We start from the raw sequence: 11,706 nt of genomic DNA, 5'->3' as shown, positions 1-11,706 counted from the left end.
CAATCACCACAGGCCCCACACCGCAATCGGCGGCCAACCGCCCATCAGCCGTTTAACCAACCCGCCTGGGCAGTACAACTAGGCCAGGCGACAGGCCACTCCAGGTGGTCCGCCTACAGGGTGGCCGGATCGGTGTTGGCGCCGCAGAGGATCACCGCAACGCGCTCCCCCGCGGCGGGAACATAGGCACTGGCGTGCAGCGCGGCGAATGCTGCCGCCGCACCGTGTTCCACCACGAGGCGGTACTCATCCCAGAGCCGGCTGCGGGCGGCGACTATATCGGCGTCGGACACTAGGACGCTTTCGACGCCGGTCCTGACCGCTACGGCAAACCCAATCCTGCCGATGCTGCGGGCTCCCAGGGAGTCGGCGGCGACGCCGGACACCGCCACGTCCACGGGATGCCCGGCTGCGAGCGCCGCATGGAGCGTGGGGGCGGTTTCCGGCTCGACGGCCACCACCTTGGCGCGGCCTTCAACGGCTGCCGCGATTCCGGCCGTCAGCCCGCCGCCGCCCACTGCCACCAGCACGGTATCCACAGTGCCCAGCTGGTCCAGCAGTTCGGACCCCACAGTGCCGGCGCCGGCAGCGATCTCAGGCTGGTCGTAGGCGTGGCAGTACACCGCCGCGGTTTGTGCGGCATGGGCGACGGCGGCCTCGTAGGCCACGGCATATTCGGCGCCGCCCTGGATCACGGTGGCGCCGATGGCCCTGAGCTTCCGGACCTTGACCGCGGGCGCCGACTCCGGCACAAAGACGGTTGCCGGGACACCGAGTTGGGCTGCGGCATACGCGTTGGCGAGCCCGGCATTCCCGCCGGAGGCCACCACCACCCCCACGTCCGGGTGCAGTTCCCCTCGCTCCTTGCTGGCGAGGATCCTGTTGAGCGCGCCGCGGGCCTTGAAGGTGCCGGTGTGCTGCATGAACTCGCATTTGAACCAGACCGGGCCCGGAAAGGTGCCAGGGTCCGCTTCGAGGACGGGTGTCAGTCGGGTGAGGCCTTTGATCCGGGCAGCGGCCTGGTCCACGTCGGCGCGGGTGATCATGAAGGACTCCTGGGTCGGGCTGGTGGGGCACTCCAGCCTAGCGAAGCCAACGATTGCTCCGATAACGCCGTTTTGAGCCCTCTAAAGGGCGTTACCGGAGCAATCGTTGGGCCTCGCCGTCCCGGGTTCCTGTGTCGACGGCGACTGGGCGTCGATTTACCTTTGTGCCTGTCTCAGACTGCCTGGCCAAGTTCGCCTCCTTCCCGGGCAAGGGTCAGGGAGGGACGCTGCAGCCTGTCGAGTGCTGCCGCAGCCTGGCTGCCTGGTTCGGCGGTGTAGGTGAGGATGCGGTGGCCGGAATCATCCGGCATCGTCAGGACCTCGAATCCCAACTCCAGGGCGCCGAGTTGCGGGTGGTTGAGTGCCTTATGCCCTGACATGCAGTTCTCCACCGGGTGTTCAGCCCACATTGTCGCGAAATCCGGGCTCTTGAGGGTCAGCTCTCCAACGAGGGCGGCGAGCCCGGCGTCGTCAGCGAACCGTCCGGAAAGCAGCCGCAAGGAAGCGACGGCGCGGCTGGCCTCCGCCCGCCACTGCGGATAGAGGCTGCGGGTGGCCTCGTCGAGGAAAAGCATCCGCGTCAGGTTCGGCCGTTCGGACGGTATGCCCGGGGCGTAGAAGTCCAGATGGGAAGCAACCAGCCTGTGTCCGGCCTGGTTCCAGGCGAGGACTTCGGTGCGTTTGCCCAACACAACAGCCGGAACCGGCCCCATGGAATCGACCAGGCGCTTCGTTCCTGGCCGGACCTGGTCAGGACGGTTCCGGGAAGCTTTGGGTGTGCGGCGTTTGTGACCGGAGAGGTCGGCGAGGTGTTTTCGTTCGACCTCGGTCAGGGCCAGGGCCCGGGCGAGGGAATCGACGACGGCGTCAGAGGCGTTGAGATGCTGGCCCTGTTCCAGCCTGGCGTAGTAGGTCACGCTCATGCCGGCGAGCATAGCCACTTCCTCCCGTCGCAGCCCGGGTACGCGGCGGGTGCCGTAGTCCATCAGCCCGACGTCCGCCGGGGTCAGGGCAGCGCGTCGTTTGCGGAGGAAGTTGCCCATGGCTGCCGGTTGGTTCATACCTGTGAGTATTCACGAACATTCCCGAACGTGGGTAGCACTGGCAGTGCTACCCACAACACGGCGTGGCTGTTCCTGTCCGGCGTCGGCAGGGTTGAGAGGAAAACCCGCCCCTGCAGTTTAGTGATTGGATCCTTCCGCCATGACAGCACACCAGAGAACACCCCTGCCGCAAACCACACCCCCAGAGCCGGCAACCGTGGCACTTCAGCAAAGTTCCCTCCGGATGACCGGACGGCAGCGGCTGATCATGGTGCTGCTGTTGACGGCAAGTTTCACCCTCGCGGTGGACTTCTCCATCCTGAACGTCGCGCTGCCGCGGATCGGCGCGGACGTGGGGTTCTCCCTGGAACACCTGCAGTGGATAGCGACGTCCTTCGCCCTGTGCGCGGCTGGGTTTACATTGTTCTTCGGCCGGGTCGCTGACCTGTTTGGCCGCAAACGGCTGTTCATCACCGGCATGGCGCTGCTCGGGATCGGTTCACTGGCAGGTGGGCTCGCCACCGACCCCGGGCTGCTGCTCGCCGCCCGCGCCGCCCAGGGCCTGGCCACCGCCGCGGTGACCCCGGCTGCGTTGTCGCTGCTCACCACCTCCTTTCCGGAGGGTCCGCTGCGGGACAAAGCACTCGGCCTGAACGGCTCGCTGATGGCCGCGGGGTTCACCGCCGGGGCCGTCCTGGGCGGGCTCCTGACCGATCTGTTGTCCTGGCGCTGGGCGTTCTTCATCAACATTCCCATCGCCATCTTCGTTCTGGTCCTCGCTCCGAAGTTCCTCACCGAGTCCTCCCGCGGGAACAACACCAGGCTCGATGTCCCGGGCGCTTTCACGGTCACTCTCGCCCTGCTTTTGCTGGTCTTCGGGCTGACCACTGCCGGTGAAAAGGGCTGGGCCGAACCGCTCGCCTGGGCGCCGCTGGCAGCGGGCCTGCTCCTTTTCGTCGTGTTCTTCCTTATCGAGAAGAACACTGCCCACGCGCTCGTACCTGTGACCATCCTTGGGAGGAACAACATTGCCTGGGGCAACATCGCCGGGATCCTGGCCTTTGCCACCGAAACGTCCCTCGTGTTCGTGCTGACCCTCTACCTCCAGCAGGTCCTTGGCTACACGCCGCTCGGGGCTGGACTCGCCTTCGCCGTCCTCGGCGCCGGCACCGTGGCAGGCGGGATCATCGCCCCTCACTTGATCGGCAAACTCGGCACCAAGAAGACCATCATCAGCGGCCTCACAGTGCAGGCCGCCGCCACTGGATCGCTGCTTTTCCTCAACACAGACCAGGCCTCCCTGGCCATCGTGCTGATCGCAACGTTCGTCGGCGGCGTCGCGAACCTCGCAGCGATTGTCGGATTCATGGTCACTGCCACCACGGGGCTCCCCAACACCGAACAGGGCCTCGCTACCGGACTGACCACCATGAGCCAGCAAATCGGAATCACCATGGGAATTCCCGTCATGAGCAGCATCATCGCGGCGACCCTGCTCCAGTCCGGTGACGCCGGACCGGAGCAGGTGCTGGCTGCGGTGCTGCCGGCAATCGGAATCAACGCCGGCCTCTGCCTCGCAACAGCGGCAACCGTCGGGTTCTTCCTCCGCGCGCCCGCTGAACACGAGCCGCTGAACACGGCCCGTTGAACAGCGTCCGTTGAACGCAGGCTCCTAGCGGACCCCGGCGGCCGTGGTGGGAAGGGCCGGCGCTTCGTTGTCAGGTTCCATGCCCGCCGTCGGAACGGCCGCCGTCGTGCTTTCCCGTGCTGGACTTTCGGCAGGCTCCCCATCAGGCAACTCGCCACGGAAGGCGCGGAGCATGGCTTCGCGGTCGAACTGGCCCTCCCATTTGGCCACCACGAACGTGGCCACGCAGTTGCCCAGGAGGTTTACGGAAACACGCATGGAATCCATGAGCCGGTCGGCGCCGAGCAGCAGCGCAACGCCGGCCACCGGGAAGATGCCCAGGGCACCGGCGGTGGCCGAGAGCGCCAGGAACGCGGAACCCGGGACGCCGGCCATGCCTTTGGAGGTGAGCATCAGGATGCCCAGTGCGGCCAACTGCTGGCCAAGGTCCAGGTTGTGCCCGAAAGCCTGGGCAAGGAAGAGCAGGGAGATGGACAAGTAGAGGGCGGCGCCGTCGAGGTTGAAGGAGTAGCCCGTGGGAACCACCAGGCCCGTGGTGGCGCGGGAGCAGCCGGCGTTGGTCAGCTTGGTCATGATGCGGGGCAGCACCGATTCCGTGGACGCGGTGCCGAGCGCCAGCAGGAACTCCTCACGGGAATACTTGATGAACTGCCAGAGTGGGACGCGCGGATACACCCAGGCCACCACGAACAGGAGTCCGATGAAGACGATGGCGGCGCCGTAGCAGGCGGCGATCAGCAGCGCGTAAGTGCTCAGCGAACCCAGGCCGTACTGGCCGATGATGAAGGCCATGGCCCCGAACGCACCGATGGGCGCCACACGCATGACCCAGGCCATGATCTTGAAGAAAAGTTCCAGGACCGTCTCCAGCAGGCTGATCACCGGCATGCACCGCTCACGGCCAACCACCACGATTGCGGCTCCGAAGAAGACCGAGAAGCAAAGCACCTGCAGCAGGCTGTTGTTGGCGAAGGCTCCCACGACGCTGGTGGGGATGACGCCGAGGAGGAACTGGCCGGCGTCCTTGGGCGGCGCGGTGCCTGTCTTGGCGTTAAGGGCATCCTGGGACAGCGCACTGGGGTCGATGTTGAGTCCTGCGCCCGGCTGGACGATGTTGCCGACCACCAGGCCAAACACCAAGGCGAACAGGGTTGCTGCCGTGAAGTAGACCAGGGCCTTCACCCCCACCCTGCCCACTGCTTTGACGTCGCCCACCGCCGAGATGCCGGTGACAATCACCAGGAAAATCAAGGGGGCGATGATCATTTTGATGAGCTGAATGAAGCCGTCGCCCAGCGGACGCAGGCCTGACCCTATGTCAGGCCAGAAGTGTCCTATACCGATTCCCAGGCACACGGCGATGAGGATCTGGAAAAAGAGGGAAGTGTAGAACGGCTTCTTCGTCCGGGCCGGAACTGCAGGCGCCGGAGCGCCGGATGCTGAGGCCGCAGGGGCGGAGGGAGGAATCATGGCGTCGCCTATCAACGTAGGAGCGGCAGGAGGCCGCTTCGGTCATACGCAACGCTAGGGATACAGTGTTTCGCGCAGGATAAATCCGTAGTACGGAAATGTTTAACCGCAAAATGGAAAAGTTGGCCGTTTGCTCAGTTCAGGGACAGGATCAAGTAGAGGGCCGTGAGGACCACGACGGTTGGTGTCATGACCAGGCGCTCCGGTTTGCTGCGGGAGATCCCGTTCAGCACGATGCCCAGTGCGAAGTAGCCTGTCAAGACCCAGCAGGTGACATTCGTGAAGCCCTCGCTGACCAGCGGTGCGGCCAAGCCGGCCTTGGCCAGAGCCACGTAGGCGATAAGGACATAGAGGACAATGGAGGTGGCGCTGCCGATCCGGAGCTTGGTGGGGAGCACGTTGTGCTGGCCGCCCCAGGCAAACCTCCCCAGCGGCGCTCCGGCAATAAGGGCCGCCTGGAAGATGGCCAGGGCGGCCAGAATTGCGCACGCGGCGATGGCGGCGAGCTGAACAATGGGCATCTGGAGGCACACTCCTGTTGTCACTGGCCTGCCCCTGCAGGCAAGCATCGGGTTTCAGCTTATTGTGACCTCCGCCGCATGGCGGGATGATCACGCCGTCCCTACCGTTAAACCATTGGCGAAAGGAGGCCACGTGCTTATTGTCTTAACCGGAATCGACGGCTCGGGAAAATCCACGGCCGCCCGCGCCTTGGTGTCCTCGGTCCAGGCCGAAGGCAGGAATGCCCTGCTGCTCAGCAACCACGCCGGCCGGCGAAGCATGTCCCTACTGGCCCAGCGGCTGGGCATCCAGTGGCCGCACCGCCTTGCTGACGCCGCGGAAACCACCCTTCGATTAGTCAACGTTTTGATCTCCCACGCCAAGGCAAGCCGGTTCGATGGCCTGGTGATCATGGACCGCCACCTCCACTGCCAACTGGCGCTGCGTACTGCCAAGGGTTTGCCCCGGGGCCGGCTGCTCCCGTGGCTCCTGTCCGTTCTGCCCGCACCCGATGCAGTGGTGTACCTGGACGTGGAGCCGGCGTTGGCGCACCAGCGCATCGTGGCCCGCGGCACCGATGCGGAGACCTTGGAGGATCTGGAGGGCTTGCGTACCGCCTACCGTTCCATGCCTGAATATCCGGGCTTCGTGCAGCTCGACGCGAACTGCCCGCCGGCCGAAGTGGTGGCCCGCCTGGCCCGGATCGTGGGCAAGGAGGCCGCGGCTCTCAGCTGCTAGACCTGCTACTCATGGACGGGTTCGCCGGTGACCCGATGGTCTGCATGGTTGATGGTTTCCTGGATCAGCCGGATCAGGTGCCCGTCGTGGAGGGAGTAGATGACGTGCCGGCCGTCCTTGCGCGTGTCCACCAGCCCACTGAGGCGGAGTTTGGCCAAGTGCTGGCTGACTACGGTGCGGGGCGCGTTTACCTCCGCTGTCAGTTCGGTGACTGTCTTCGGTCCTTGGGCAAGTTGCCAGAGCAGGTGCAGCCTGGTGGGTTCGGCGAGCATCCTCAGTGTTCCTGCGGCGGTTTCCAGCAGGTCCATCCCGGGCGCGACCGCGTGGACAAACGAGGGTTCCTCAGCGGGCGCCCGAAGCGCGCTGCTTGGCTGACTGCTCAACGGATTGCTCCTCGGTCTCGGGCTGGCCTCTCCCGTAACGGCTGTGGCGGGGCCAGGACAGGAAAGCTCCTGCACTGCCTAGTATCGCAAGGATTGTCAGTGCGAATGCAGCCCAGCCCAGCCCGGCAGCCGCCCCAACCCACCCGGACAGGGGGTAGGCGACGATGTAACAGGCGTGCGAGAGGGAGAACTGCGCCGTGAAGACATAGGGGCGGGTCTCCTCGGTCGACGCCTCGCGAAGCAATCGGGACGACGGCGTGAGGATGGCGGAGTTCCCCGCGCCCAGCAGGAACCAGAGCCCCAACAGCCACCACCATCCCGCTTCAGGAGACGCCCGCAAGATGGCCACGGTGGCGCCTGCCAGCGCGATAGGAATGACGGCTGCACCGGTCAGCATGACACGCCGGTCCCCCGCCCGCTCAAGCAGGCGTGGCGCAGACAGTGCCACCACCATGGAGCCGATGCCGAAACAGGCCAGCGCCAAGGCCAGGTCCGCGTCGGGCCGGTGCAGCACATCGCGGACGTAGACCACGGTATTGACCAGGACCAACGCCGTAGGTGCCGCAACCACCACGTTCAGCGCCAACAGCGAGCGCAGGCGCCGGTTGGCCCAAAACAGCCTGGTGCCCAGGGTTGTCCGGTGCCACACAGACATAGTGAGCCCCTTGACGACGTCGGCCCGGGGCAGGGCGGTGATCATCACCATTGCGGCGGAGAACAGGAACCCGGCCACTGTGCCCAGGAAGAGGTTGTTGTAGCTGACAAGGGTCAGCAGCAACGCGGCTGCGGCAGGACTGACCAGGGCTTCCATGTCATATGCCAGCCGGGACAGGGAGAGCGCGCGGGTGTAGTCCCGCTCATCCCTTAGCACGCTCGGAATCAGCGACTGGAAGGCCGGCGTGAAGGCCGCCGAGGCGGACTGCAGCAGGAAAATAACCACGTAGATCTGCCAGGCCTCGGTGATAAAAGGCAAGCACAGGGCCATCGCCGCCCGAACCAGGTCCGCGCCGACCAAGACAGGCTTCTTGGGCAGCCGCGCCACCATGGCATTGATCACCGGGGCAAGCCCCACATAGGCCAGCATCTTGATGAGCAGGGCGGTGCCCAGCACGGCCCCTGCGTTGCTGCCCGCAAGGTCAAACGCGAGCAGGCCGAGCGCCACCGTCAACAGGCCGGTGCCCACAAGGGCCACGACCTGGGCTAGAAAGAGCCTCCGGTAGGTTGCGTTGCTGAGGACCGAGAGCATCGTCACCTTCTGTGCATAGGTGCACGTATGTGCACCTATGAGCCTAAGTGTGATGGCGCTGGCAGCGCAACCGCCCCGCAGGCATGCTGCAGGTCCCGGTGCCTGGATTAGGGAGCAGCCTTAGATCAGCGCGTGCATCCCGTGGCTGCGGGGCCGCCCGAAGGACGCGGCGCCCAGGAATTCGATGGCAACGAACGGCTCATCGCCCACCACCCACTCATCGTGCCCGGGAGGGAGCGCATAGGTGTCGTTTGCGTGGATTGTGGAGCGCACGCCGTCGGCCGTTTCAATCTGGAGCGAGCCGGAGACGCAATAGCCGAGGTGGTTGTGCTCGCAGAATTCAGTCATCTCCGCGGGCTTGGCGGACTCGGACCAGCGCCAGCCTGGCGCGAGGATCAGCCGGGCCACGGAGTAGTCATCAACGGTGACAAGGTCGAACTCCGCCTTGTCCGGGCACCGCTTCCTGTCTGGAATATCAAAGGACTTTACTGCCAAAGCTCTGATGAAATTTGCGGTCATGAGGACACTGCCTAGAGATCAGATGGTGAGGCCTGGCGGCGAACCAGGCGATGGGTTCGGATACCGACATGCGGTGAAGTTGCGGAGACCTAGTAATCGCATGCGCTTTCTAGCCCCGACGCATACTCAGCCAGCAGACCCTGCTGGTGTATCTCTAAAGGTATCCCTACGGCACCTGAAGTCAATGGGAAATTACGACGGCGGTGCTGCCGCCCTCCTTGCGGCAGCACCGCCGTCGGCGGCCGCGTCAAGGCTTCCGCCTCGCATGCCGCTAGCGGCCGGGGACTTGAGATCTTCCAGCCGGACTGTGCTCGCTTCCGGGAAGACGTCCTGAAGTGAGTGCGTCACGATGACCACCAGTTTCGCCTCAGCCCACCGGCGGATTTCGTCAACCATGTAGGCCACTCCTTCCGCATCAGTCCCGTTGAACGGTTCGTCCAGGACCACGCAATCGAACTGGCCGACGGTGTTCATGATGTACCAGAGCTTGCGCGCATTTCCTGTGGACAGGTTCCCTGCGTTCTCGTCGAGCCACGGTTCAATCCCCAGTTGGATCGCCCGCAGTATCTCGAGGCCAGGATCCATATCTCGGGCAATACAGGCGAAGACGAGGTGATCCCGAGCAGTCATCTGGGCGAACAGTGCTGCTTCAGATCGACAAACCCTCCGCCGGTTCCTGCCTTCAGGGTCATTGGCGCTCGTGCCGTTGACCAGGACTGTTCCGAACCACGGAGACAGATAGCCGCTGGCCAGTTCTACGAATGTCGATTTTCCGGATCCGTTCTTGCCGTGTAAGTGGATCAAGGCAGGCCCAGTGAATGTGAAGGAGACGTTTTCGTACACAGGGCGCTCGGCCGTATAGCCCGCAATCACGCGATCAAAGATTATCGTTGGGAAAGAATTCTGCGTTGCAGGCAAATCTTCGCACCTCCAGTTAGAAGAGCTGTATAGACGACGGCGGCAATGGCTGCGGGGACGCCGCCGAGGAGACAGAGTCCGAGTACAGGGACGGCAAGCATCAGGGAAATGAACGCTGCCGCCAGGGACATTTCCATGGAGCCGTCGGCCTGTCTGACTTTGACCTTGCTGTAGGCGTTTCCAATGATGTTCCCGGTTGCAATTGCCCACGGAATCAAGAGCGCCGCAAGCGGCAGGACGCCAGTCGCAGCCCAGACAATACCTGCAATTGGCGGTGCCCCAAGCAGCACCAGCAGCAGTGACTGAGTCATGATCACGGCCCACACAAGGGATCGGACTCCGAATCCGGATTCCCATCCATACCTCTGTTGGGGGAGAAGGCCGACCGGATTGTTTGCCTTGGACAAGAGTTCGGACCCGACAACGCTCACCATGAAAACTATGCAGGCTCCCGCGTTCTGAATTCCGGGGACCTCCCGAAGGAAATCCGGCCCGACGCCGCCCAAACGGACGCCGATGGCGGTGGCAGCAGACAGAAGGAGGCAGATCCCTATTCCACGGAACAGAGCAAATGACTTATCCCTGACAAGGTTCACCATCAGGGCTCTCCAGAGCATGGGGACTGGCGTTGCCGTCTTCGACGAGTACTCTTTGACGGGCCTGGGCACCCGTGCTGCCACCGGGAACGAATGCCTCCTGATCGATCCAACGTTCCGGATTGTGAGGAAGGAGAACACGACGACGGCGATTCCCACCGCCGTCGCGATCCAGTACCCCTCCGCGCCGGTTGCATTGGGGCGTAGGTCAACCCCGGGTCCTGCTCGCTTCAGCGCAAGCAACCCTCGGGCAAGCAAGACTCCAAGAAGCGCGGCAAGGAGACAGGCTCCAACGAAGACGGCGGACCCTGCGGCCTGACTCGATGTGCGCGGGTCAGTTGCGGCTAGCCTGGAACTCAAGGCAAGCCAGGCCGCGGCTAAGGCGAAAGGAGCAACCAAGAGGGCCAGAGCCAGTGGCCCGCCGCCTCCACCCTCCTCGTGCACAACAACCCAGGCCGCCGTACAGACGGCGCCTGACAAACCAAACAAGAGGACAGCCCGCGGACCTGCCTCGGCCAGGAACACGTGGTGCATCGCAACATCCGTCGCCCGGTAGAGCTCCCCGTTTGGATTGAACCGAACGGCAAATCTCCGGCTGCTGAGTGCTTCACGTGCCAGAGCACCAACGGAGAGGTATAGACAGACGACGAGGGCCAGCGCGACAACTGTAATCCGGGCACCGCTGCTCGCGTAAGTTCCCTCGCCACTGTCGACGGACAATGCTTCCCGCAGCAGCCGCATCACAAACAGCGATCCGGCCAGAACTGCGAAGACTAAAACGACGCCGGTGCTCACGCCTAGGACCATGAGTGTGCGAATGGATACCGGCCATCCCGTGACTGCCAGCAGGCGAACCCCCGTGAATTTGTAAGCCGCTCTGAGACCTCCCATTTCTGACGCCTAAAGACGATTGACGGATTTGCTTTGAGACGACTCGGCGTCCACTATGAGAGCCATCACGCCGATCCCCATCGTCCCGATCGTCCAGAGCCACATCGGAAGCGAGCCGGGGAAGCCAACGGTCGAGGCACCCATGAACACGCCGCTACTGAGCCCACAGACCAGGAAAAGAACTGCGTCACGCTTCGGATTCCGCTTTGTGGCGAGCACTGCGAACATGACAACTGCCCCGACGGCCAAAGATGTCCACGCAAGCAGTGGAGTTTTCGGTTCGTGAAGGAGCCCAACGACGATGCTGCCCGCGATACAAGCGAGCACAAGCGCTGCGATCGTAGTGCGGATAGGTGGTGTATAGATCACGACCGGGACCTTCCTTCGTGGCCGGAACCAAGCGGCAGTTGCCGGCGAGCTAACAACTGCCGCTTGGGCGATAGGGATAATTAGGGTTCGCGTTCGCTTTGCTTGTACGCTGCCAAAGCGTCTTTGCGGGCCCAGTGAACGACGAAAATCACATGTACGACGAGATCTACGCAAAGTGCCGCACCGATAACCCAGCTCGACACACCCGCTCTGGCGAGTGCACCAATTAAGACGACTACGAGCAATGCACTGGCGATGTTGAACCAGCGTCGGCGCTGGGTCGCATTCGTTGCCGTGATCAGCTCATCTAGGTAATAGAGCATGCCACTCCTCTCTGA

13 protein-coding genes are annotated in these 11,706 nt (G+C 63.8%); 2 read left to right on the top strand and 11 right to left on the bottom strand.

The window, feature by feature from the left end:
- Nucleotides 1–113: 113 nt before the first annotated feature.
- Nucleotides 114–1,046: a threonine/serine dehydratase gene (locus tag V9L18_RS20895; protein WP_337349062.1), complete on the bottom strand. Its 933-nt coding sequence runs from the start codon at nt 1,044–1,046 to the stop codon at nt 114–116.
- A gap of 173 nt (nt 1,047–1,219) precedes the next feature.
- Nucleotides 1,220–2,107, bottom strand: a complete 888-nt coding sequence (locus tag V9L18_RS20890; RefSeq protein WP_337349061.1) for a helix-turn-helix transcriptional regulator — start codon at nt 2,105–2,107, stop codon at nt 1,220–1,222.
- A gap of 142 nt (nt 2,108–2,249) precedes the next feature.
- Between V9L18_RS20890 and V9L18_RS20885 the strand changes: the two genes are divergently transcribed.
- Nucleotides 2,250–3,737, top strand: a complete 1,488-nt coding sequence (locus V9L18_RS20885; RefSeq protein ID WP_337349060.1) for an MFS transporter — start codon at nt 2,250–2,252, stop codon at nt 3,735–3,737.
- A 24-nt stretch (nt 3,738–3,761) separates the two neighbouring features.
- On the opposite strand, the gene V9L18_RS20880 is transcribed toward V9L18_RS20885, so the two are convergent.
- Together V9L18_RS20880 and V9L18_RS20875 are read right to left on the bottom strand one after the other, a co-directional pair.
- Nucleotides 3,762–5,207, bottom strand: coding sequence for a cation:dicarboxylate symporter family transporter (locus V9L18_RS20880; RefSeq protein ID WP_337349059.1), 1,446 nt, complete (start codon nt 5,205–5,207; stop codon nt 3,762–3,764).
- A gap of 134 nt (nt 5,208–5,341) precedes the next feature.
- Entirely contained in the window at nt 5,342–5,728 is a 387-nt protein-coding gene (locus V9L18_RS20875) for a hypothetical protein (protein WP_337349058.1), read from the bottom strand.
- A 133-nt stretch (nt 5,729–5,861) separates the two neighbouring features.
- On the opposite strand from V9L18_RS20875, the gene V9L18_RS20870 reads away from it, so the two are divergent.
- Entirely contained in the window at nt 5,862–6,446 is a 585-nt protein-coding gene (locus V9L18_RS20870; protein WP_337349057.1) for a dTMP kinase, read from the top strand.
- Between the two features lie 5 nt (nt 6,447–6,451).
- Here V9L18_RS20870 and V9L18_RS20865 read toward each other — a convergent pair whose 3' ends face one another.
- The 7 genes from V9L18_RS20865 to V9L18_RS20835 all read right to left on the bottom strand — a co-directional run bounded on the left by V9L18_RS20865 (nt 6,452) and on the right by V9L18_RS20835 (nt 11,691).
- A complete protein-coding gene (locus V9L18_RS20865; RefSeq protein WP_337349056.1) occupies nt 6,452–6,829 on the bottom strand; it encodes an ArsR/SmtB family transcription factor in 378 nt (125 codons plus the stop codon).
- Entirely contained in the window at nt 6,789–8,075 is a 1,287-nt protein-coding gene (locus V9L18_RS20860) for an MFS transporter (protein WP_337349066.1), read from the bottom strand. The genes V9L18_RS20865 and V9L18_RS20860 overlap by 41 nt, the downstream gene beginning before the upstream one ends.
- Nucleotides 8,076–8,195: 120 nt before the next feature.
- Nucleotides 8,196–8,594: a cupin domain-containing protein gene (locus V9L18_RS20855; RefSeq protein WP_337349055.1), complete on the bottom strand. Its 399-nt coding sequence runs from the start codon at nt 8,592–8,594 to the stop codon at nt 8,196–8,198.
- A gap of 192 nt (nt 8,595–8,786) precedes the next feature.
- On the bottom strand, nt 8,787–9,437 hold the full coding sequence (locus V9L18_RS20850; protein WP_337349065.1) for an ABC transporter ATP-binding protein: 651 nt from the start codon (nt 9,435–9,437) through the stop codon (nt 8,787–8,789).
- A gap of 41 nt (nt 9,438–9,478) precedes the next feature.
- On the bottom strand, nt 9,479–10,903 hold the full coding sequence (locus tag V9L18_RS20845; protein WP_337349054.1) for a hypothetical protein: 1,425 nt from the start codon (nt 10,901–10,903) through the stop codon (nt 9,479–9,481).
- Nucleotides 10,904–11,008: 105 nt separating this feature from the next.
- The gene (locus tag V9L18_RS20840; protein ID WP_337349053.1) at nt 11,009–11,368 is read right to left on the bottom strand and encodes a hypothetical protein; all 360 of its coding nucleotides are present in this window, start codon (nt 11,366–11,368) and stop codon (nt 11,009–11,011) included.
- Nucleotides 11,369–11,448: 80 nt separating this feature from the next.
- A complete protein-coding gene (locus V9L18_RS20835; RefSeq protein WP_337349052.1) occupies nt 11,449–11,691 on the bottom strand; it encodes a hypothetical protein in 243 nt (80 codons plus the stop codon).
- Nucleotides 11,692–11,706 lie beyond the last annotated feature (15 nt).

The sequence above is a fragment of the Pseudarthrobacter sp. CCNWLW217 genome (genome assembly GCF_037203985.1).
In the GTDB taxonomy this organism is placed as follows: domain Bacteria; phylum Actinomycetota; class Actinomycetes; order Actinomycetales; family Micrococcaceae; genus Arthrobacter.
This window is presented reverse-complemented; position numbering and strand designations above follow the sequence as displayed.